This is a genomic window from Pseudomonas nunensis (genome assembly GCF_024296925.1).
GTDB classification, from domain to species: Bacteria; Pseudomonadota; Gammaproteobacteria; order Pseudomonadales; family Pseudomonadaceae; genus Aquipseudomonas; species Aquipseudomonas nunensis.
Genome location: NZ_CP101125.1, coordinates 6,721,889 through 6,742,470, shown reverse-complemented (window position 1 = coordinate 6,742,470; position 20,582 = coordinate 6,721,889). Strand labels below are relative to the sequence as shown.

Genomic DNA, 20,582 nt, shown 5'->3' with positions numbered 1-20,582 from the left:
AGATGCCCGCTACGCTTATAAAGACCGCCCTCCAAGGCCCGTGTTAGAGCTTCTGGCACGGGCGTGCAGCATGAATTTGTGGAAGCTTTGTCTATGATCGATCTCGCAACATGGAACCTGAGTGTTCCTGTCGGCAATCCGCCGTACACCGTCGAAACAGCCAAACTGGTGAACGGTTTCAAGGACCAATACTTCCACTCTGACACCGGAACCCTGTTCTTCTGGTCCCCGGTCACCGGCTCCAAAACCGCAAACGCCAAATACCCCCGCACCGAACTTCGCGAAACCTACAGCAACGGCACCCTGCGCAACTGGCTCTACCCGGACGCCGACAATTCCCTGCGCGCGACCCTGGCAGTCAATCAGGTGCCGAGCTCGGGCAAGATCGTCATCGGCCAGATCCACGCCTATGAAAGCCAGAAGCCCCTGATCAAGCTTGAATACCAATTCAAGACCGGCACCCAGACAGGCAACATCGTCGCCAAAGTGCGCATGCACCCCGATGACGGCGAAGGCCGGGTGATCACCATCGCCACGGGCGTGAAGCTGGATCAGGAGTTTTCCTACCTCCTTCACCTGAGCCCTGGCGGACAGTTGGGTATCAGCGCGGCGGGTTATCAGTGGGACTCGAACATCAGCGCCACGTGGCGCGACAAGCCGCTGTATTTCAAGGCAGGCGTATATGTGCAGGATCACACCGGGTATACGAGCGAAGGCGGGAAAGTGACGTTCAGCAAGCTGGATATTGATCACGATAAATAAATCGTTGGCTGACGCTAACCTTTGTGGCGAGGGGGGCTTGCCCCCGTTGGGCTGCGCAGCAGCCCTAAACCCTGCCACCGTGTTCCTGCAGCCACATCGTAGCGCTCGGTTTTGCGGCGGCTGCGCCACCGAACGGGGGCAAGCCCCCTCGCCACAAGGGTTATTGCAGCCAACTCACGCCTTTAACGCGAATGTTGCGAATGTTCCCTCTGCTGAAAAGACCCCTTCCTCAAAGAGTTTGAATTCGCCCTCGGGATATTGCCCACCCTTTGACAGACGAAACGTACCACTGGCATATTTATCACCATTAATACCATCAATCTCCAAATGCGCTCTAACGGGCTCATCATTTCGATCTAATGTGTAAGTCTTTCCAACCTCAATATCCGTTCTAAACTTAATAGCCATATAATAACGGTGCCCGTCTAGCTCCCTATACTTTGGAGTAATATGAAAGACCCCGTGCTCACTAAACATATGGCCCTGCCCCTCAAGCTTCAATGTGTGATCACCATAGTCTTGATGTTTGAATACAACTTGCAGCTCACCTGAAACTTGGCTACTGACGCTATTTTCAATTTTCATTTTTTTCATCCGGCAAGTAAGTGAGTTCAAAGAGTAGGCTTCTGCCAGCACTAGCACACCTGTAATATCTGACAGGTATTTATATCTTTTCGCAATTAACAATCGCTATCCAGCAACAAAAAAAACAACTGACTTAAGCAATTATTGAATTGTCATGAAAGAAGTAATTTTGGATTATTCAACAGCATAAATGTCACTTACATAGAAGTTTTAAGGCTTTAATCCTGATTGTCTTCACTACGTCGCCCCGGCTTGATAATGCAAATGACGCTCACAAAAAAACCCGCCTCTCGGCGGGTTTTTCATCAACGCTGTGTAACGCTCAGGCTTAGTTGACCTTGGCGTTCAACTCACCTTTCAGGTAACGCTGATACATCGCTTCCAACGAGATCGGCTTGATCTTCGAAGCATTGCCGGCAGTGCCGAACGCTTCGTAGCGAGCGATACACACGTCGCGCATGGCGGTTACGGTCGCGCCGAAGAACTTGCGCGGGTCGAACTCGCTCGGGTTGGTGGCCATCAGGCGACGCATTGCGCCGGTGGATGCCAGGCGCAGGTCAGTGTCGATGTTGACCTTGCGTACGCCGTGCTTGATGCCTTCGACGATTTCTTCAACCGGGACGCCGTAGGTTTCTTTGATGTCGCCGCCGTACTGGTTGATGATCGCCAACCAGTCTTGTGGCACCGAAGAAGAACCGTGCATCACCAGGTGGGTGTTCGGGATGCGTTTGTGGATTTCTTTGATGCGGTCGATGGCCAACACGTCGCCGGTAGGCGGCTTGGTGAACTTGTACGCGCCGTGGCTGGTGCCGATGGCGATGGCCAAGGCATCAACCTGGGTACGTTTGACGAAGTCAGCGGCTTCTTCCGGGTCGGTCAGCATTTGGCTGTGATCCAGAACGCCTTCGGCGCCGATGCCGTCTTCTTCACCGGCCATGCCGGTTTCCAGCGAACCCAGGCAGCCCAGCTCGCCTTCTACCGAAACGCCGCAGGCGTGAGCCATGGCCACGGTTTGTTGGGTAACGCGGATGTTGTAGTCGTAGTCGGTCGGGGTCTTGCCGTCTTCGCCCAGGGAACCGTCCATCATTACCGAGCTGAAGCCCAGTTGGATGGAGCGCTGGCAGACGTCAGGGCTGGTGCCGTGGTCCTGGTGCATGCACACCGGAATGTGCGGGAATTCTTCGATTGCCGCGAGGATCAGGTGACGCAGGAACGGGGCGCCTGCGTATTTGCGAGCACCGGCCGAAGCCTGGACGATCACCGGGGAGTCAGTCTTGTCAGCGGCTTCCATGATGGCGCGCATCTGCTCAAGGTTGTTGACGTTGAAGGCTGGAACGCCGTAGCCGAATTCGGCTGCGTGGTCCAACATCTGGCGCATGCTGATAAGTGCCATTGTGTGTGTCTCTCCCGGTTTGGGTCGTTAATCGTGCCAGCCTGCCGTAGCGGCGGCGGCTATTCAAGTTATTGCAGATCGGGGGTTGGTCCGGTCCGCTCATTCGGTATTGCCTAAATCTTGAGAACTACACAGATCCACTGTGGGAGCGGGCTTGCTCGCGAATGCGGATTAACATTCAACGATGATGCAAGCTGACCTACCGCTTTCGCGAGCAAGCCCGCTCCCACATTTGGGCCTGCTTCCACATTAGGTCCGTGGCGTATCGATTACTGCGCTTTACAACCGCGGCCAATCAAATCATTGGTGGCGACCCAGTACACCAGGCCTTCCTCACCTTTTACGTGAAACGCCAGCATGTCGTTGCTGTACAGCGAACCTTCGGCGCCCGGCTCAAGCTTCAAGCGGTAGACCTGATCGGCCCCGCCGAGGCGCACGTCGACTTCCTTGCGGCTGTCGTCGGTGTAGCGCCAGAGCACTTTCGCCTGGCTGTCGCAGGTCCAGGTGGTCCAGTTGTCCGCCGGTGCCGACGAGTCGAACAGGTTGAAATTCGAACAACCTGCCAGCAGTGCCAGCGCCATGACGGCGATAAAACCTTTCATCCGTGTTCCTCGACCGACGGCGCACGCTGCCGGCCTTGAGTAAAGAGTCAGACCCGTCAAGGGCAGCCATGTTCCTTGGCCGGGGTCTGTGTCTCGTATTTGTCCAGGCCATCCGGCCCGGAACGCTTGTTGAGCACCGGGTTGGTTTCGGCCTGCCAGTCGGCCTGGTAACAGCCTTTATCAGCCGGCGCAGACGGCGCGGGCTCCGGTTTGGCTTTCGGGTTACTCCCGCAAGCCGCCAGCGAAGCCGCGACGATCAACAGCGCTATCGTCTTGACCATGTGAACACTCCTTTGCCTGGTCAAATGGGTCGCCTCAGGCCTTGGCCCGGCTTTCCAGGACCTCGACGGCCGGCAGCACCTTGCCTTCGACGAACTCAAGGAACGCGCCACCACCGGTGGAAATGTAGGAGATCTGATCAGCAACGCCATATTTATCGATGGCCGCCAGGGTGTCGCCACCACCAGCAATCGAGAATGCCGAGCTTTCCGCGATAGCCTGGGCCAGGACTTTGGTGCCGTTGCCGAACTGGTCGAATTCGAACACGCCCACCGGACCGTTCCACAGGATGGTCTTGGACGACTTCAGCAGCTCGGCGAAATTCGCCGCAGTCTGTGGGCCGATGTCCAGGATCATGTCGTCTGCAGCCACGTCGGCGATCAGTTTGACGGTAGCGGTAGCGCTTTCAGCGAATTCCTTGGCAACCACCACGTCGACCGGCAGCGGCACGCTGACTTTAGCGGCGATGGCGCGGGCGGTGTCCAGCAGGTCTGGCTCGTACAGCGACTTGCCAACCGGGTGACCGGCAGCGGCCAGGAAGGTGTTGGCAATACCGCCACCGACGATCAACTGGTTGCAGATCTGGCTCAGGCTGTTGAGTACGTCGAGTTTGGTCGACACCTTGGAGCCGGCAACGATTGCAGCCATTGGCTGGGCCGGAGCGCCGAGGGCTTTGCCCAGTGCGTCCAGTTCGGCGGCCAGCAACGGGCCAGCAGCAGCGACTTTGGCGAACTTGGCCACGCCGTGGGTCGAACCCTCGGCACGGTGAGCGGTGCCGAAGGCGTCCATCACAAACACGTCGCACAGGGCGGCGTACTGCTGGGCCAATTCGTCAGCGTTCTTTTTCTCGCCTTTGTTGAAGCGTACGTTTTCGAACAGCACGATGTCGCCGGCCTTGACGTCAACGCCGCCCAGGTAATCGGCCACCAGCGGCACTTCACGGCCCAGGGCCTTGCTCAGGTAGTCAGCGACTGGCTTGAGGCTGTTCTCGGCCGAGAACTCGCCTTCGGTCGGACGGCCAAGGTGCGAGCAGACCATCACGGCCGCGCCTTTTTCCAGGGCCAGCTTGATGGTCGGCAGCGAAGCCAGGATACGCGCATCGCTGGTGACAACACCGTCCTTGACTGGGACGTTGAGGTCTTCGCGGATCAGTACGCGCTTACCTTGCAGATCGAGGTCGGTCATCTTCAACACGGTCATGGGTCGCAATTCCTGAGTTACGGTTTTTTAGAGACAGAAAGTGGAGCGGCTATTTGCAGGTAGTGCTCTGCAACGTCCAGCATTCGGTTGGCAAACCCCCATTCGTTGTCGAACCAGGCCAGGATGTTCACCAGCCGAGGGCCGGAAACGCGGGTCTGACTGGCATCGACGATGGCCGAATGTGGGTCGTGGTTGAAATCACAACTGGCGTGAGGCAATTCAGTGTAGGCCAGCAGGCCTTTGAGCGGACCGCTGGTGGCGGCCTCGCGCAGGATCCGGTTGACCTCGGTGGCGTCGGTATCGCTGACGGTTTGCATCGTAATGTCGAGGCACGACACGTTCACCGTCGGTACACGTACGGCTTTGGCCTGAATTCGCCCGGCAAGTTCCGGCAGCAGGCGTTCGATGCCGCGCGCCAGACCAGTGGACACCGGGATCACCGACTGGAACGCCGAACGGGTGCGGCGCAGGTCTTCGTGGTGATAGGCGTCGATCACCGGCTGATCGTTCATCGCCGAGTGGATGGTGGTGATCGACACGTATTCCAGACCAATGGCCTGATCCAGCAGGCGCAAAAGCGGCACGCCGCAGTTGGTGGTGCAGGACGCGTTGGACACCAGCAGCTCGTCGCCGGTCAGGCAATCCTGGTTCACGCCGTAGACGATGGTGGCGTCGACATCCGCCTCGCTGGCCATCGGCTGGGAAAACAGCACACGCGGCGCGCCAGCATCGAGGAAGCGCTGGCCATCTGCACGAGTGTGATAAGCGCCGGAGCACTCCAGCACCAGATCGACGCCCAGGGACGCCCAATCGATGCCTTCGGGGGTGGCACTGCGCAGGACCTTCACGCAGTCGCCATTAATATGCAGACAATCGTCCTCAACCCGCACTTCGCCGGGAAAACGCCCGTGAGTGGAGTCGAAGCGTGTCAGGTATTCGATGCTGGCCATGTCTGCCAGATCGTTGATCGCGACAATTTCAAACCCGGCCTTCTCGCCTCGCTCAAACAACGCACGCAAGACGCAACGACCAATCCGGCCGTAGCCGTTGAGTGCAACTTTGTAGGGACGCGGTTGAGGCATGGGGTTCTCGATGGACGCAGGCAGACGAATTCTCGTTAACAACACAGCCCGCGTAGGAGCTGTGTAGGAGCTGTCGAGTGAAACGAGGCTGCGATCTTTTGATCCTGATCTTAAAAACAAGATCAAAAGATCGCAGCCTCGTTTCTCTCGACAGCTCCTACAGGGACCGCGGCAGCCAGGGCCACCGCGTTGTGTTTTAGTCTTCCAGCAGCTCTTCAGCCTGACCCAGGATGTTTTCCAGGGTGAAGCCGAACTCTTCGAACAAGGCTGGCGCAGGCGCCGACTCGCCGTAGGTGGTCATGCCGATCACGCGGCCTTCCAGGCCCACGTATTTGTACCAGTAGTCCGCGTGAGCAGCTTCGATCGCGATACGCGCGCCGACTTGCAGTGGCAGGACGTCTTGCTTGTAGCCTGCGTCTTGCGCGTCGAACACGCTGGTGCACGGCATCGAAACGACGCGAACCTTGCGACCTTGCTCGGTCAGCTTGTCGTAAGCCTGAACCGCCAGGCCAACTTCCGAACCGGTGGAGATCAGGATCAGCTCAGGCTCGCCTGCGCAATCCTTCAACACATAACCGCCACGGGCGATGTCGGCGATCTGGCCGGCATCACGCTCCTGATGTTGCAGGTTCTGACGCGAGAAGATCAGCGCCGAAGGGCCGTCCTTACGCTCGATCGCCAGTTTCCAGCACACCGCCGATTCAACCGCATCGGCTGGACGCCAGGTGTTGAGGTTTGGCGTGCTGCGCAGGCTGGTCAGTTGCTCGACCGGCTGGTGCGTCGGGCCGTCTTCGCCCAGACCGATGGAGTCGTGGGTGTAGACGAACACTACGCGTTTCTTCATCAGCGAAGCCATGCGTACTGCGTTGCGTGCGTATTCCATGAACATCAGGAAAGTCGCGCCGTAAGGCACCAAGCCGCCGTGCAGGGACACGCCGTTCATGATCGCGCTCATGCCGAACTCGCGAACGCCGTAGTACATGTAGTTACCGCTGGCGTCTTCAGCCGAGACACCTTTGCAACCTTTCCACAGGGTCAGGTTGGAACCGGCCAGGTCAGCGGAGCCGCCCAGCAGTTCCGGCAACAGCGGGCCGTAGGCATTCAATGCGTTCTGGCTGGCTTTACGGCTGGCGATGGTTTCGCCCTTGGCCGCAACTTCAGCGATATAAGCCGAGGCTTTTTCCGCGAAGTCGGCTGGCAATTCACCGCTCAGGCGACGCACCAGTTCGTTGGCTTCGGTCGGGAACGCCGCGGAGTAAGCAGCGAAACGCTGATCCCACTCGGCTTCAGCAGCGCGACCTTTTTCCTTGGCATCCCACTCGGCATAGATGTCGGCCGGGATTTCAAACGGACCGTGATTCCAGTTCAGCGCCTTGCGGGTCAGGGCGATTTCCGCGTCACCCAACGGGGCACCGTGGCAATCTTCCTTGCCTTGCTTGTTCGGCGAACCGAAACCGATGGTGGTCTTGCAGCAGATCAGAGTCGGTAGCTCGCTTTTGCGTGCAGTCTCGATCGCAGTCTTGATTTCTTCCGGGTCGTGACCGTCAACATTGCGGATCACCTGCCAGTTGTAGGCTTCGAAACGCTTCGGCGTGTCGTCGGTGAACCAGCCTTCGACTTCGCCATCGATGGAGATGCCGTTGTCATCGTAGAAGGCGATCAGTTTGCCCAGGCCCAAGGTGCCGGCCAGGGAGCCGACTTCGTGGGAAATGCCTTCCATCATGCAGCCATCACCCAGGAACACGTAGGTGTGGTGGTCAACGATATTGTGACCCGGACGGTTGAACTGCGCCGCCAGGACTTTTTCTGCCAGGGCAAAACCGACGGCGTTGGCCAGGCCTTGGCCGAGTGGACCGGTGGTGGTTTCAACGCCCGGGGTGTAGCCGAATTCCGGATGACCCGGAGTGCGGCTGTGCAGCTGGCGGAAGTTTTTCAGGTCTTCGATCGACAGGTCGTAGCCGGTCAGGTGCAGCAGCGAGTAGATCAGCATCGAGCCGTGGCCGTTGGACAGCACGAAGCGGTCACGGTCGGCGAACGATGGATTGCTCGGGTTGTGCTTCATGTAGTCACGCCACAGTACTTCGGCGATATCCGCCATACCCATGGGGGCACCGGGATGGCCGCTGTTGGCCTTTTGCACGGCATCCATGCTGAGGGCACGAATGGCGTTGGCACGCTCACGACGGCTTGGCATCGCTGTTCTCCTACGGGTTCTGTATCGAGAGTGAATAAAACGAATCGGAAAAAAGGCGAGCATTTTCCCTCACCGACCCGCCTCGGGGCAATGACAGATAAGCATCTGGAGACGTTTTTCCATTGGATAACGGAGGTTTCGACTGATGAAACCTTTCCGCAGTTCGTTTGTTGACTGAACCTAACGTCGAGAAGTGCCATCTATCGAGCAATATCAAAACTTTTTGATATTGCTCTTGCGGGGTTTTCTGACCATCACTAGACTGCTGGCCTTATGAATTTACGCGTGCCTTCCATTCAACATGACGATTGCGATGAGCTGGCGGCCCTGTGCAAGGCCGGCGGTGATCCTCTGCGGCTGAATGTATTGCGCGCGCTGGCCAACGATTCGTTCGGCGTGCTGGAACTGGCGCAGATCTTCGGCATCGGCCAGTCGGGAATGAGTCATCACCTCAAGGTCCTGGCCCAGGCCGACCTGGTGGCGACCCGGCGTGAAGGCAATGCGATCTTCTACCGTCGCGCCCTGCCCCACACCGATCTGCTGGGCGGCAAGCTGCACGCGGCCTTGCTCGAAGAAGTAGATAACCTGACCCTGCCGGCGGATGTGCAGTCGCGGATCGGTCAGGTCCATGGGCAACGGGCAGCGGCAAGCCAGGACTTTTTCTCACGGGTGGCGGAGAAGTTTCGCGCCCAGCAAGACTTGATCGCCGGCCTGCCGCAGTACCGCGAAAGCGTGGTGGCGCTGCTCGACAAGCTGAGTTTCAGCGCAGGCGCCACGGCGATTGAAGTCGGCCCCGGCGACGGCGGTTTCCTGCCGGAACTGGCGCGCCGCTTCACCCAGGTCACGGCGCTGGACAACAGCCCGGCGATGCTCGAACTGGCGCGCCAGGTCTGCGAACGTGAAACGTTGACTAATGTCAGCCTGCAATTGGCCGATGCACTGAACGGTGTGAGCCTTACCGCCGATTGCGTTGTACTGAACATGGTGCTGCACCATTTTGCCGCGCCGGCCGAAGCGCTCAAGCACATGGCCGGTTTGCTGCAACCGGGCGGTAGCCTGCTCGTGACAGAGTTATGTAGCCACAACCAGAGTTGGGCCAGGGAGGCCTGCGGTGATCTGTGGTTGGGGTTTGAACAGGACGATTTGGCCCGTTGGGCCACCGCTGCGGGACTCGTTCCCGGGGAAAGCCTCTATGTAGGCTTACGCAATGGTTTCCAGATCCAGGTCCGCCATTTTCAGCGGCCGACTGGCGACACTCACCATCGGTAAATTCAGGAAAACATCGAGATGAGCGAATACTCCCTCTTCACCTCCGAGTCCGTGTCTGAAGGGCATCCGGACAAAATCGCCGACCAGATTTCCGATGCGGTGCTGGACGCCATCATTGCTGAAGACAAGTTCGCCCGTGTGGCGTGCGAGACTCTGGTCAAAACCGGCGTGGCAATCATCGCAGGTGAAGTCACCACGTCGGCTTGGGTCGATCTGGAAGAAATCGTGCGTAACGTCATCCTGGACATCGGCTACAACAGCTCCGATGTCGGCTTCGACGGCGCCACTTGCGGCGTGATGAACATCATCGGCAAGCAGTCCCCTGACATCAACCAGGGTGTTGACCGTGCCAAGCCTGAAGATCAGGGCGCCGGCGACCAAGGCCTGATGTTCGGCTACGCCAGCAACGAAACCGACGTGCTGATGCCAGCACCGATCACGTTCTCGCACCAGCTTGTGCAAAGGCAAGCCGAAGCCCGTAAATCCGGCCTGCTGCCTTGGCTGCGCCCGGACGCCAAGTCGCAAGTGACTTGCCGTTACGAAGGCGGCAAGGTTGTCGGTATCGACGCCGTTGTGCTGTCGACCCAACACAACCCGGACGTGTCCTACAACGACCTGCGCGAAGGCGTGATGGAGCTGATCGTCAAGCACGTGCTGCCTGCCGAACTGCTGACCAAAGACACCCAGTTCCACATCAACCCGACTGGCCAGTTCATCATCGGTGGCCCGGTTGGCGACTGCGGCCTGACCGGTCGCAAGATCATCGTCGACAGCTACGGCGGCATGGCCCGTCACGGCGGCGGCGCATTCTCCGGCAAGGATCCATCGAAGGTTGACCGTTCGGCTGCCTACGCTGGTCGTTATGTCGCGAAGAACATCGTCGCGGCCGGCCTGGCCGAGCGTTGCGAGATTCAGGTTTCCTACGCGATCGGTGTGGCCCAGCCTACGTCGATCTCGTTGAACACCTTCGGCACCGGCAAAATCAGCGACGACAAAATCGTCAAACTGGTTCGTGAAGTGTTCGACCTGCGTCCATACGCCATCACCACCATGCTCGACCTGCTGCACCCGATGTACCAGGAAACCGCTGCGTACGGCCACTTCGGTCGCACCCCGCAAACCAAGACTCTGGGTGACGATACTTTCACCACCTTCACTTGGGAAAAGACCGACCGTGCCGATTCCTTGCGCGCTGCTGCCGGCCTGTAAGACTTCCCCGGCGGTACCAAAAGCCCCGCACGGTTCGCGCCGTGCGGGGCTTTTTATTGGCTGCCGCATTCCCCTGTGGGAGCGAGCTTGCTCGCGAAGAGGCCGGTCGAGTCACCCTGCCACATCCAGTAAAACACCCACCCTGCGCACCACCCAATACTGACCTAGCCTTCAAGCATCCCAACGAGCAAGGACGCTCTCGATGCTCCCCAACCTGCGCCTGTTTTTCGCCCTCCTGCTGACATCGCTGACCGCCAGCGCCACCGACTGCCCCAACTGGCCACCCGCCCGTGCCCTGGCCGAGATCGACTCTGCCCAACAACAAATCGACTCGTGGGACGAGAGCTACCACCGCAACGGTCGATCACTGATTGCCGACGAACTCTACGACCAGTCCCGCGCCCGTCTGACGCAATGGCGCACCTGCTTCAATCTCGGCGCCACTGCCGAGCCGCTACGAACGGCGGGCGGCAAGGTGCCTCATCCGATAGCCCACACTGGCCAGGAAAAACTCCACGATGGGCGCGGCGTCGAAAAATGGCTGCGTGAGCGCAAGGACGTCTGGATTCAACCCAAGGTCGATGGCGTGGCCGTGTCACTGATTTATCGCAACGGCTTGCTGCATCAGGCGATCAGTCGGGGCGATGGAATCAACGGCCAGGACTGGACGGTTTCTGCCCACCAGATCGCCGCCATTCCTCGGCAACTGGCCCGACCGCTGGACTTGTTGGTGCAGGGCGAACTCTATTGGCGCCTGAGCGATCACGTGCAAGCCCAGGCCGGCAGCCTCAACGCCCGTGCAACCGTTGCGGGATTGATGGCGCGCAAAACGCTGAGTGCCGAGCAGGCTGCCGGAATCGATCTGTTTGTCTGGGATTGGCCGCAAGGCCCGGCCAGTTTGCCTGCCAGGGTAGCGGTGCTGAGTGAGTTGGGCTTCCCCACCACCGAGGCCTTCAGTCAGCCGATCAGTACCTTCGCCGACGCTGAACGTTGGCGTGATCACTGGTATCGCTCCCCGCAGCCCTTCGCCAGCGACGGTATCGTCCTGCGCCAGGATCAGCGCCCGTCCGCCGAGCGCTGGCAAGCTCGGCCGCCCTATTGGAGCGTCGCCTGGAAATACCCTTTTGCCCAGGCGCTGGCCGAGGTGCGCAAAGTCAATTTCAAGATTGGTCGGACCGGGCGGATCACGCCGGTGCTGGAGCTTGCGCCGGTAAAACTCGATGACCGCCAGATCAAGCGTGTGAGCGTCAGCTCCCTGCAACGCTGGGAGCAGTTGGATATTCGCCCCGGCGATCAGGTCGCCATCAGCCTCGCGGGCCTGACCATTCCAAGGCTCGATGATGTGGTGCTGCGCAGCACCGAACGCCCTGAAGTGAACGCGCCGCTGGCGGCGGACTTTCACCACTTGAGTTGCTGGCAGCCGACAGAGGGGTGTGAAAGTCAGTTTCTCGCGCGCCTGACCTGGCTCAGCGGCAAACAGGGACTAGCCCTGCCCCACGTCGGCCCTGGCACCTGGGAGAAACTTTTCGAAACAGGCCGCCTGAACAGCCTGCTGGATTGGTTGACCCTCGATGCCCGAGAGCTTGCTAACATTGATGGCTTCGGCGAGCGCAGCAGCGCTCGTCTTTTAAACAGTTTTGAAAGTGCCCGGCGACGTCCTTTCGCTCGCTGGCTAAAAGCGTTGGGCTTGCCACCGACGGGTCAGGCGCAGCTCGCCGATTCGTGGCAGGTCCTGGCTCAACGCAGCAACGAACAATGGCAAGCCGAAGCAGGCATCGGCCCGGGACGCGCAGCGCAATTGAGCGCGTTTTTCCGCGACCCGCAGGTCCTGGCCTTGAGTGAAACATTACGTGTTGCAGGCATCGACGGTTTTTAGTCACCAACAATGCCTGTCAGCCTGGGAACCCAATGGTGGCGCTGCGCTCAAACAGCCCATTGCCACATCGACCCGATTGCCTTTGCGCATGGAGCTTTTATGAAACTTCTTTCACCGCTCGCCCTGCTGGCCATTTGTGGCGTGCTGGCCACCCCACTGATGGCCGCCGAAGAAATTCCGGAACTGACCGGCTGCGCCGCCAAGAAACAAGGCATCGTCAACCAGATCGAGTTGGCCAAGAGCCACGGCAATGCCGATCAGCAGGCAGGTCTCCAGACCGCCCTCGACGAAGTCACCGCCCACTGCACCGACGCCTCCTTGAAAAAGGAACGCGAGAACAAGGTGCTCGACGCCAAGCATGAAGTCAGCAAACGTCAGGCCGACCTCGACAAGGCCATGAGCAAGGGCGATGCCGAGAAGATCAACAAACGCAAAGACAAACTCGCCGAATCCCGCAAGGAATTGCAGGAAGCGCTGGATGAGTTGGATAAGTAAGAAGAGGCAAGAATAAGAGTTTTGTGTTGATCTCAAGGCAGCCTTCGCGAGCAAGCCCGCTCCCACAGGGGAATGCGATCAACTGTGGGAGCGGGCTTGCTCGCGAAGACGTCAGCCAGAACACCGCAAATCAATGATCCCGAAACTGTTTATGGCACGCACTGCAGGCATCTTCGACTTTCTGCACCGCCGGCCCAAGGTTACTGGCCTTGTACGGCTGGACCTGGCTGGCGATCACCAATTCACCGGTGGCGCTTTCAAGGGTGCGGGCCATTTCCTGGAAGCGTGCCTGTTGCTGCCACACGTTGTCCTTCGCGCTGGTGTGATCTTCTTCGCGCACCTGCGGGAAATGTTTCCATGGCTCATGAGACAAGGCATCGAGTTTCGTCGCGCCTTCAGCGAACTTCGGACCATCAAACGGAATACGACCACGCAACATGCCACCCAGGTCTTCGCCGGTCTTGAGCATTTGCTTGAAAATCGCCTTGCGCTGACCCAGCGGAGAGTTCGGGTCAACACCGCCGCAGGCAGACAAGGTCAGGCAGGCCAGCAATACAACAGAAAGTCTTTTAAGAGTCATGGTGGCTTCAGGTCACGGGGAACGGCGGCCAGTATCCTCGCGTCATCGTTAAAGACCAATAGCCCTATTATCAATAAGGGTTGTTTGAGCGCATGGAGCACTCAGGCAACCGTCAAAGGAAATTCTCCATGAACAGCCGTTTCAAGGCATGGCGCCCCCGCCTCGCCTGGACCCTTCCGATGGTAGCCGTGCTCGCGGGCTGCACCGGTGGCGAAAACAACACCCCGAAAACCCACGCCCTGGCCACATATTCCAGCGCAACCTGGGAAGCATTGCCGGCCGTGTCCGATAGCGACCTGGTGGCGGGCTTCGGTTCCTGGCGCAGCGCTTGCACCCGACTCAAGGCCGACCCGGTCTGGGGTTCGACCTGCGCGGCGTCTGCGAATGTGCCGCAAACCGCCGGTGAGATTCGCGGCTTCCTCAAAAAGAACCTCGACGTCTACGGCCTGCGCGCCGCCAACGACAATCCCAACGGCCTGATCACCGGTTACTACGAGCCGGTGTACCCCGGCAGCCTGACCCAAACTGAGGTGGCGAACATTCCGGTTTACGGCGTGCCCGAAGACATGATCATCGTGTCCCTGGACAGTATTTACCCGGAACTCAAGGGCAAGCGCCTGCGCGGTCGACTTGAAGGTCGCGTGCTCAAGCCGTATGACGACGCCGCCACCATTGAGAGCAAAGGGGTCAAGGCACCGGTGGTTGCCTGGCTGACCGATCCGATGAACCTGCAGTTCTTGCAAATCCAGGGTTCCGGGCGCATCCAACTCGACAGTGGCCGGCAACTGCGCATCGCTTATGCCGATCAGAACGGCCATCCGTACCGCCCCATCGGCCGCTGGCTGGTGGATCAGGGTGAGCTGAAGAAGGAAGACGTGACCATGGGCGCGATCAGCGCCTGGGCCAAGGCGAATCCGTCGCGTATTCCGCAACTGCTCGGCAGCAACCCAAGCTACGTGTTTTTCACCCAAAACCCGGACAGCAACGAAGGGCCGCGCGGCTCGCTGAACGTTCCGCTCACGGCTGGCTACAGCGCGGCGGTGGATCGCAAAGTGATTCCGTTGGGCAGTCTGTTGTGGTTGTCGACCACCAAACCGGACGGTAGCGCACTGGTTCGCCCGGTAGCCGCTCAGGACACGGGCGGCGCGATTGCCGGCGAAGTGCGTGCGGACCTGTTCTGGGGCACCGGCGAAGCGGCCGGGCAACTGGCCGGGGACATGAAACAGCAGGGGCAAATCTGGATGTTGTGGCCTAAGGGTGCGGCGTTGCCGACAGTTCCTCAGGTGGCTGATGCGGTGAAGCCTTGAGTCATCTATTGGCTGTTAGGTAGCCTTCGCGAGCAAGCCCGCTCCCACAATTGGAATGCGTTCCAATGTGGGAGCGGGCTTGCTCGCGAAGAGGCCCTCAATAACGCCGAAAAACTCAATGACCAGCCTCAGACCGACACAAAAAAGAAACTCGCAATCAACCCCATCCCCACAAACCACACTAGCGACCGCAAGATCGCCCAGTCCGCCAGATAACAAATGATGTACAGCAACCGACTGGTGATAAACAGCACCGCCAGCACGTTGACCGTCACCAACTGCGCCGTGCCCACCAGATGCGCCACGATCACCGCGATCGCAAACGCCGGCATCACCTCAAAACTGTTCAACTGCGCCGCATGCGCCCGTCTGGCGAAACCATTTAGCGACTCAAGAAAATCACGGGGATCATGGTTGTCTTGCAACCGGTATCCGCCACTTGCCTTGGCAACGGCCGTGCAGATATACGGCAGGAAAATCGCGATCAAAACGCACCACAGAGCAACCGTCATAAAGCAGTCCCTTCTTCAATTTAAAAAATTCGGGGGCCAGTCAAAACTTCATCACCAGCATGCCGATCAGCACCAGCCCACAGGCTAAGAGCCGTGGCCGGCCGAAAGGTTCTTTCAAGTAGCGCATGCCGAACAACACCACCAGGATCACGCTGATCTCGCGCAGCGCCGCCGCTTCGGCAATCGAGCCCAGCTGCATGGCCCATAGCACCAGAGCGTAGCTGAACAACACGCAAAACCCGACCGCCAGCCCCAGTCGCCACTGCTCACGCCAGAACAGCATGAACGCCGGTCGTTTGCGCACCAGCGCCAGCAACGGGAACGGCCAGGCACTGAGCAACGTGACCCAGACCAGGTAATCCAGCGGATGAGACCAGCGCCGCAAGGCCTGGCCATCGATGAAGGTGTAGCAGCCGATGCACAGGCCGATCAGCGCCACCACCGGCAGCATCGACCACGGCAAACGTGCACCGCCACCGCCCTGCCACAGCAGGCACAGCATGCCGAACGGGATCAGCAAAATGCCGAAGATCTGCTGATGCGTCAGCACTTCCCCGGCGAAGATCAGCGTCAGCGCCAGCACCACCAGTGGCGACAACCCACGCATCAACGGATAGACCAGCCCCAAGTCACCGACCCGATAGGCCTGGATCAACAGGTAGCGATACAGCAACTCGAACGCCGCCGACGCCAGAATCCATGGCCATATATCCATGGGCGGCAGGTTCACGAACGGCAGCATCACCGCGACAAACAACATCGCCACGCTGTCCATGCAAGCCACCACCAGCAACCGCTCGGCGCTGAATTTGATCAGGGTATTCCACGCCGCATGCAACAGCGCAGCTACCAACACCAGTGCTGTTGCAAGCACGGCCCACTCCTTATTTTGTCCCCTCCGCCCTGTAGGAGCGAGGCTTGCCCGCGAAAGCAATCTCAAGAACGCCTTCGCCGGCAAGCCGTGCTCCCACCAGAAGCGGGGCAGATAATTGATTCGCCATATGTCCGCAGCTGTTTATACTGCAAGCGAGCACGCCGCACTCAGTTGCGCACAGACTAATTCCAATAATTTCTGCCCCCGCCCGTCCTCCTCGAGAACGGTCGTTGGCCTGCGTATGCCTGATCAGAGCGTCAAGACTACCGACAGAGACCTTGCGCATGCCACTCGCCTTGCTTGCCCTCGCTGTTGCCGCGTTCGGCATCGGCACCACTGAATTCGTCATCATGGGCTTACTGCCCGATGTCGCCCGCGACCTCGCCGTGAGCATTCCCCACGCCGGCCTGCTGATCACCGGCTACGCCCTGGGCGTAGTGTTCGGCGCGCCGATCCTGGCGATCGGCACCGCCAACATGCCACGCAAAGCCACGCTATTGGGGATGACGTTGATGTTTATCCTCGGCAACATACTGTGTGCACTGGCGCCGAATTACGCGACGCTGATGGCCGCCCGGGTGGTCACCGCGCTGTGCCACGGCGCGTTCTTCGGCATCGGCTCGGTGGTCGCGGCAGGTTTGGTCGCTCCAAACAAACGCGCCCAGGCGATTGCCATGATGTTCACCGGCCTGACCCTGGCGAATGTGCTCGGCGTGCCACTGGGCACCGCGCTTGGGCAGTACGCCGGTTGGCGCTCAACGTTCTGGGCCGTTTCGGTGATTGGTGTGATCGCGGCCATTGCCCAGTGGGTCTGGCTGCCGAAGGACATCGCCATGGACAAGGCCAACCTGGCCAGTGAGTTCAAGGTGCTGGGCAAGGTCAATGTGTTGTTGGCCCTGGGGATGAGCGTGCTGGCGTCCACCAGTCTGTTCAGCGTGTTCACGTATATCGCGCCGATCCTGCAAGACATCACCGGTGTTAGTCCGCATGGCGTGACCATCATGTTGCTGTTGTTCGGCGTCGGCCTTACGGCAGGCAGCATGCTTGGCGGTCGGCTGGCAGACAGTCGCTTGCTGCCTTCGCTAGTGGGCATGGCGCTGGCGGTCATGGTAGTGCTGGCGGCGTTCAGCCAGACCAGCCATTCGGTGATTCCGGCGGCGATTACGCTGGTGTTGTGGGGGATCTTTGCGTTTGCCCTGTGCCCGATCCTGCAACTGCTGATCATCGATCAGGCGCATGAAGCGCCGAATCTGGGTTCGACGTTGAACCAGAGTGCATTCAATCTCGGCAATGCCGCCGGCGCGTGGATTGGCGGGCTGGTGGTTGCCAGCGGCGCGGATCTGGCCGACTTGCCTTGGACCGGTGCGCTGGTCAGTGGCCTGACGGTGCTCACGGCGCTTTTCTATATCTACCTGCAACGTCGTGGCGCAACTGCGGTCAATGTGTCCGGCTGAATCATTGAGTTGCTTCTGAGATTGCTTTCTCGGGCAAGCCTCGCTCCTACAGGATTTACACAATCCCCTGTAGGAGCGAGGCTTGCCCGCGAAGAATCCAACTCGGCCCAATTGCCTCAACCCCCATTTCTCACCCCTCATCCAAAGGACCCCGGATGCTTGAGCTTGTCGCTGCGTTTATCTGCCTCACCTCCCTCCTCACCTACGTGAATTTCCGTTTCATCGGCCTGCCCCCGACCATCGGCGTGATGGTCACCGCGCTGATGTTTTCCCTGCTGCTGCAAGGACTGAGCTTCATCGGCTATCCCGGTCTCGAAGAACGCGTGCAGCAACTGATCGGCCAGATCGACTTCGGTGATCTGCTGATGAACTGGATGCTGTCGTTCCTGCTGTTCGCCGGCGCGCTGCACGTCAACTTGAACGACCTGCGCAGTTACCGCTGGCCCATCGGTCTGCTGGCGACGTTCGGCGTATTGATCGCCACCGCAGTGATCGGCAGCCTCGCCTATTACATTTTTGCCCTGTTCGGCTGGCACGTGAGCTTCCTCTATTGCCTGCTGTTCGGCGCGCTGATTTCCCCTACTGACCCGATCGCGGTACTCGGCGTGCTGCGGACCGCCAACGCGTCCAAGCCGCTGAAAACCACGATCGTCGGCGAGTCGCTGTTCAATGACGGCACGGCGGTGGTGGTGTTCACCGTGTTGCTCGGCATCGCGCAACTGGGTGAAACCCCGACTGTCGGCGCCACGGCCATGCTGTTCGTCCACGAGGCAATTGGTGGTGTGCTGTTTGGCGGGCTGATCGGTTACCTGGTGTACCTGATGATCAAGAGCATCGAGCAGCATCAGATCGAGGTGATGCTGACCCTGGCGTTGGTGATCGGCGGTTCGGCCATGGCCTCTGAGCTGCACGTTTCCGCACCGATCGCGATGGTGGTTGCCGGCCTGATCATCGGCAACCTGGGGCGCAACCTGGCAATGAACGACATGACCCGAAAGTACCTGGACGGTTTCTGGGAATTGCTCGATGACATGCTCAATGCTCTGCTGTTCGCGCTGATCGGCATGGAGCTGTTGCTGCTGCCGTTCAACTGGCTGCACGTGCTGGCCGCAAGCTTGCTGGCGCTGGCCATTCTGCTGTCGCGCCTGCTGACAGTGGCCCCGGCCATTCTGCTCCTACGGCGCTGGCGCACGGTTCCGCGCGGGACGATCCGGATTCTGACGTGGGGTGGTTTGCGCGGCGGAGTTTCGGTGGCGCTGGCCCTGGCGTTGCCGCTGGGCCCGGAGCGCGATCTGATCTTGAGCATCACCTACATCGTGGTGTTGTCGTCGATCCTGTTGCAGGGTTTAAGCATCGGCAAACTGGTCAAGCACGTGACCAAGGATGAGCCTGCGCCAACGGCACAGGCCGAGCATCACTGATTACTTCTTGAGCTTGCGCGGATCGGCCTGCTGATCCGTGCCCAGCTTCGGCGGCCCGCTTTCGCTGCGGATCTGCGCATGACTGATCAGCGCAAAGATGCAGCTGCCGCCGATGATGTTGCCCGCCAGCGTCGGCCCGGCGAATACCAGCCAGAAGTCCTTCCACGGCAGCTCGCCGGCAAACACCAGATATGACACCTCGGCCGAACCGACCACGATGTGGGTGAAATCCCCCAGCGCCATCAGGTAGGTGATGAGGATGATGATCCACATCTTGGCGCTCTCCATGGACGGAATCATCCAGACCATGGTGGCGATCATCCAGCCGGAGATGATGCCTTTGGCGAACATCTGGCTGGCGCTGTTTTCCATGATCTTGCGCCCGATATCGAGGAAGGCCAGGTCGGTCTTGGTATCGAAGATCGGCAGGTGCAGCATCACGTAGGCCACCAGCAACGTGCCGCACAGGTTGCCAAACAGCACGACGCCCCACAGGCGGATCAACCGACCGAAATTATTCAGCGTGGGCTTGGTCATGACCGGCAGCACGGCGGTCAGGGTGTTTTCGGTGAACAGTTGCTGGCGCGCCAGGATCACCGCGAGGAAACCCGCGCAGTAGCCGAAACTGGCGATGACCTTGAAGCCTTCACCGTCCGGCAGACGCGAGTTGAGCAACCCCATGGCCATCAGCGACAGGCCCATGGTCAGGCCCGCTGCGAGGGCCGACCACCAGAGGGCGGCGACGCTGCGCTCGAGTTCCTGATCACCCTGGGTGCGGATGATTTCATGCAGCACCGCCGCACGGGGCGGCTGGTTCTTTTCGACGTCGTGCTGTTCTTCAGCCGAGAGGTTCGGGGTCTTGCCGTCTTTTTGAGTGTCCATGGAGCTCCGGAACCGGTGGCGTGTCATGTACGTACGACACGCGGGGTTCGGAGCTGTTCACTGGACCGCCGACGAAACCTGCTCTGTAGGAGCGAGGCTTGCCCGCGAAGGGTCCACCTCGGTTTTGGTGGTGACGCAAAGGACGCCTTCGCGAGCAAGCTTCGCTCCTACAGGGCTCGCATCAATCGCTGACGACTTCATCCTTGAACTGGTCTTTGACGTACAGGATCTCGGTCCGCCCGTGCGGCGCCGGCAAACCGTCTTCGCCCAGGTTGACGAAGACCATGCGCTCTACCGTGAGGATGCTTTTGCGCGTGATCTTGTTGCGCACTTCGCACGTCAGGGTGATCGAGGTGCGGCCGAACTCGGTGGCGGTGATGCCCAGCTCGATGATGTCGCCCTGGCGCGAGGCGCTGACGAAGTTGATTTCGGAAATGTACTTGGTGACCACGCGCTGGTTGCCCAACTGGACGATGGCGTAGATCGCCGCTTCTTCGTCGATCCAGCGCAACAGGCTGCCGCCGAACAACGTGCCGTTGGGGTTGAGGTCTTCGGGTTTTACCCATTTGCGTGTGTGGAAATTCATATTCACTCCTGAGCGTCTTG

At 59.6% G+C, this 20,582-nt stretch carries 20 protein-coding genes; 8 read left to right on the top strand and 12 right to left on the bottom strand.

Annotated features, from left to right (window positions below; genetic code table 11):
- The first annotated feature begins 93 nt into the window (after nucleotides 1-93).
- Nucleotides 94-762, top strand: a complete 669-nt coding sequence (locus NK667_RS29810) for a polysaccharide lyase family 7 protein (protein WP_054044247.1) — start codon at nucleotides 94-96, stop codon at nucleotides 760-762.
- 174 nt (nucleotides 763-936) lie between these two features.
- Here the strand turns inward: NK667_RS29810 and NK667_RS29805 are convergent, their stop codons facing one another.
- The 7 genes from NK667_RS29805 to tkt form a co-directional block, all read right to left on the bottom strand.
- The gene (locus NK667_RS29805) at nucleotides 937-1,347 is read right to left on the bottom strand and encodes a hypothetical protein (RefSeq protein ID WP_249574160.1); all 411 of its coding nucleotides are present in this window, start codon (nucleotides 1,345-1,347) and stop codon (nucleotides 937-939) included.
- Nucleotides 1,348-1,675: 328 nt separating this feature from the next.
- Nucleotides 1,676-2,740 (bottom strand): class II fructose-bisphosphate aldolase, encoded by a 1,065-nt coding sequence (gene fba / locus NK667_RS29800; RefSeq protein WP_054044249.1) that lies wholly within the window; start codon nucleotides 2,738-2,740, stop codon nucleotides 1,676-1,678.
- Between the two features lie 269 nt (nucleotides 2,741-3,009).
- Nucleotides 3,010-3,342 (bottom strand): MliC family protein, encoded by a 333-nt coding sequence (locus NK667_RS29795; protein WP_054616893.1) that lies wholly within the window; start codon nucleotides 3,340-3,342, stop codon nucleotides 3,010-3,012.
- A gap of 56 nt (nucleotides 3,343-3,398) precedes the next feature.
- Nucleotides 3,399-3,623 (bottom strand): hypothetical protein, encoded by a 225-nt coding sequence (locus tag NK667_RS29790; RefSeq protein WP_054616894.1) that lies wholly within the window; start codon nucleotides 3,621-3,623, stop codon nucleotides 3,399-3,401.
- Between the two features lie 34 nt (nucleotides 3,624-3,657).
- Nucleotides 3,658-4,821 carry a phosphoglycerate kinase gene (locus NK667_RS29785; RefSeq protein ID WP_033060390.1) on the bottom strand — a complete coding sequence of 388 codons (1,164 nt, stop codon included), beginning with the start codon at nucleotides 4,819-4,821 and terminating at the stop codon, nucleotides 3,658-3,660.
- 17 nt (nucleotides 4,822-4,838) lie between these two features.
- Nucleotides 4,839-5,903: an erythrose-4-phosphate dehydrogenase gene (gene epd / locus NK667_RS29780; RefSeq protein WP_054044253.1), complete on the bottom strand. Its 1,065-nt coding sequence runs from the start codon at nucleotides 5,901-5,903 to the stop codon at nucleotides 4,839-4,841.
- Nucleotides 5,904-6,099: 196 nt separating this feature from the next.
- On the bottom strand, nucleotides 6,100-8,097 hold the full coding sequence (tkt, locus tag NK667_RS29775; RefSeq protein WP_054616895.1) for a transketolase: 1,998 nt from the start codon (nucleotides 8,095-8,097) through the stop codon (nucleotides 6,100-6,102).
- 273 nt (nucleotides 8,098-8,370) lie between these two features.
- Between tkt and NK667_RS29770 the strand changes: the two genes are divergently transcribed.
- The 4 genes from NK667_RS29770 to NK667_RS29755 all read left to right on the top strand — a co-directional run bounded on the left by NK667_RS29770 (nucleotide 8,371) and on the right by NK667_RS29755 (nucleotide 12,946).
- Complete coding sequence (locus tag NK667_RS29770; protein ID WP_054616896.1) at nucleotides 8,371-9,366, top strand: ArsR/SmtB family transcription factor; 996 nt, start codon at nucleotides 8,371-8,373, stop codon at nucleotides 9,364-9,366.
- Nucleotides 9,367-9,384: 18 nt separating this feature from the next.
- A complete protein-coding gene (gene metK / locus NK667_RS29765; RefSeq protein ID WP_054616897.1) occupies nucleotides 9,385-10,575 on the top strand; it encodes a methionine adenosyltransferase in 1,191 nt (396 codons plus the stop codon).
- 202 nt (nucleotides 10,576-10,777) lie between these two features.
- The gene (gene ligB / locus NK667_RS29760) at nucleotides 10,778-12,451 is read left to right on the top strand and encodes an NAD-dependent DNA ligase LigB (RefSeq protein ID WP_054616898.1); all 1,674 of its coding nucleotides are present in this window, start codon (nucleotides 10,778-10,780) and stop codon (nucleotides 12,449-12,451) included.
- Nucleotides 12,452-12,550: 99 nt separating this feature from the next.
- Nucleotides 12,551-12,946, top strand: coding sequence for a DUF1090 domain-containing protein (locus NK667_RS29755; protein WP_054044261.1), 396 nt, complete (start codon nucleotides 12,551-12,553; stop codon nucleotides 12,944-12,946).
- 130 nt (nucleotides 12,947-13,076) lie between these two features.
- Here the strand turns inward: NK667_RS29755 and NK667_RS29750 are convergent, their stop codons facing one another.
- Nucleotides 13,077-13,526 (bottom strand): c-type cytochrome, encoded by a 450-nt coding sequence (locus NK667_RS29750; protein WP_054044264.1) that lies wholly within the window; start codon nucleotides 13,524-13,526, stop codon nucleotides 13,077-13,079.
- Between the two features lie 128 nt (nucleotides 13,527-13,654).
- On the opposite strand from NK667_RS29750, the gene mltA reads away from it, so the two are divergent.
- Nucleotides 13,655-14,833, top strand: a complete 1,179-nt coding sequence (gene mltA, locus NK667_RS29745) for a murein transglycosylase A (RefSeq protein ID WP_054616899.1) — start codon at nucleotides 13,655-13,657, stop codon at nucleotides 14,831-14,833.
- 128 nt (nucleotides 14,834-14,961) lie between these two features.
- On the opposite strand, the gene NK667_RS29740 is transcribed toward mltA, so the two are convergent.
- On the bottom strand, nucleotides 14,962-15,345 hold the full coding sequence (locus tag NK667_RS29740) for an MAPEG family protein (RefSeq protein ID WP_054044268.1): 384 nt from the start codon (nucleotides 15,343-15,345) through the stop codon (nucleotides 14,962-14,964).
- Between the two features lie 40 nt (nucleotides 15,346-15,385).
- Nucleotides 15,386-16,219 carry an EamA family transporter gene (locus NK667_RS29735; protein WP_054616900.1) on the bottom strand — a complete coding sequence of 278 codons (834 nt, stop codon included), beginning with the start codon at nucleotides 16,217-16,219 and terminating at the stop codon, nucleotides 15,386-15,388.
- Nucleotides 16,220-16,503: 284 nt separating this feature from the next.
- On the opposite strand from NK667_RS29735, the gene NK667_RS29730 reads away from it, so the two are divergent.
- Both NK667_RS29730 and NK667_RS29725 read left to right on the top strand, forming a co-directional pair.
- On the top strand, nucleotides 16,504-17,673 hold the full coding sequence (locus NK667_RS29730; protein WP_054616901.1) for an MFS transporter: 1,170 nt from the start codon (nucleotides 16,504-16,506) through the stop codon (nucleotides 17,671-17,673).
- Between the two features lie 155 nt (nucleotides 17,674-17,828).
- The gene (locus NK667_RS29725; RefSeq protein WP_054616902.1) at nucleotides 17,829-19,094 is read left to right on the top strand and encodes a cation:proton antiporter; all 1,266 of its coding nucleotides are present in this window, start codon (nucleotides 17,829-17,831) and stop codon (nucleotides 19,092-19,094) included.
- On the opposite strand, the gene NK667_RS29720 is transcribed toward NK667_RS29725, so the two are convergent.
- Nucleotides 19,095-19,976, bottom strand: a complete 882-nt coding sequence (locus NK667_RS29720; RefSeq protein ID WP_054616903.1) for a formate/nitrite transporter family protein — start codon at nucleotides 19,974-19,976, stop codon at nucleotides 19,095-19,097.
- A 181-nt stretch (nucleotides 19,977-20,157) separates the two neighbouring features.
- Nucleotides 20,158-20,562: an acyl-CoA thioesterase gene (locus NK667_RS29715; protein ID WP_054044341.1), complete on the bottom strand. Its 405-nt coding sequence runs from the start codon at nucleotides 20,560-20,562 to the stop codon at nucleotides 20,158-20,160.
- Nucleotides 20,563-20,582: the final 20 nt, after the last annotated feature.

What these genes read in the sequence shown, in the direction of transcription:
- NK667_RS29805 (WP_249574160.1), bottom strand. Translation starts at nt 1,347, where the DNA reads ATGAAAATTGAAAATAGCGTCAGTAGCCAAGTTTCAGGTGAGCTGCAA.
- ligB (WP_054616898.1), top strand. Translation starts at nt 10,778, where the DNA reads ATGCTCCCCAACCTGCGCCTGTTTTTCGCCCTCCTGCTGACATCGCTG.
- NK667_RS29750 (WP_054044264.1), bottom strand. Translation starts at nt 13,526, where the DNA reads ATGACTCTTAAAAGACTTTCTGTTGTATTGCTGGCCTGCCTGACCTTG.
- epd (WP_054044253.1), bottom strand. Translation starts at nt 5,903, where the DNA reads ATGCCTCAACCGCGTCCCTACAAAGTTGCACTCAACGGCTACGGCCGG.
- NK667_RS29810 (WP_054044247.1), top strand. Translation starts at nt 94, where the DNA reads ATGATCGATCTCGCAACATGGAACCTGAGTGTTCCTGTCGGCAATCCG.
- NK667_RS29740 (WP_054044268.1), bottom strand. Translation starts at nt 15,345, where the DNA reads ATGACGGTTGCTCTGTGGTGCGTTTTGATCGCGATTTTCCTGCCGTAT.
- NK667_RS29720 (WP_054616903.1), bottom strand. Translation starts at nt 19,976, where the DNA reads ATGGACACTCAAAAAGACGGCAAGACCCCGAACCTCTCGGCTGAAGAA.
- NK667_RS29785 (WP_033060390.1), bottom strand. Translation starts at nt 4,821, where the DNA reads ATGACCGTGTTGAAGATGACCGACCTCGATCTGCAAGGTAAGCGCGTA.
- NK667_RS29755 (WP_054044261.1), top strand. Translation starts at nt 12,551, where the DNA reads ATGAAACTTCTTTCACCGCTCGCCCTGCTGGCCATTTGTGGCGTGCTG.
- metK (WP_054616897.1), top strand. Translation starts at nt 9,385, where the DNA reads ATGAGCGAATACTCCCTCTTCACCTCCGAGTCCGTGTCTGAAGGGCAT.
- NK667_RS29725 (WP_054616902.1), top strand. Translation starts at nt 17,829, where the DNA reads ATGCTTGAGCTTGTCGCTGCGTTTATCTGCCTCACCTCCCTCCTCACC.
- fba (WP_054044249.1), bottom strand. Translation starts at nt 2,740, where the DNA reads ATGGCACTTATCAGCATGCGCCAGATGTTGGACCACGCAGCCGAATTC.
- NK667_RS29715 (WP_054044341.1), bottom strand. Translation starts at nt 20,562, where the DNA reads ATGAATTTCCACACACGCAAATGGGTAAAACCCGAAGACCTCAACCCC.
- tkt (WP_054616895.1), bottom strand. Translation starts at nt 8,097, where the DNA reads ATGCCAAGCCGTCGTGAGCGTGCCAACGCCATTCGTGCCCTCAGCATG.
- NK667_RS29795 (WP_054616893.1), bottom strand. Translation starts at nt 3,342, where the DNA reads ATGAAAGGTTTTATCGCCGTCATGGCGCTGGCACTGCTGGCAGGTTGT.
- NK667_RS29730 (WP_054616901.1), top strand. Translation starts at nt 16,504, where the DNA reads ATGCCACTCGCCTTGCTTGCCCTCGCTGTTGCCGCGTTCGGCATCGGC.
- mltA (WP_054616899.1), top strand. Translation starts at nt 13,655, where the DNA reads ATGAACAGCCGTTTCAAGGCATGGCGCCCCCGCCTCGCCTGGACCCTT.
- NK667_RS29770 (WP_054616896.1), top strand. Translation starts at nt 8,371, where the DNA reads ATGAATTTACGCGTGCCTTCCATTCAACATGACGATTGCGATGAGCTG.
- NK667_RS29790 (WP_054616894.1), bottom strand. Translation starts at nt 3,623, where the DNA reads ATGGTCAAGACGATAGCGCTGTTGATCGTCGCGGCTTCGCTGGCGGCT.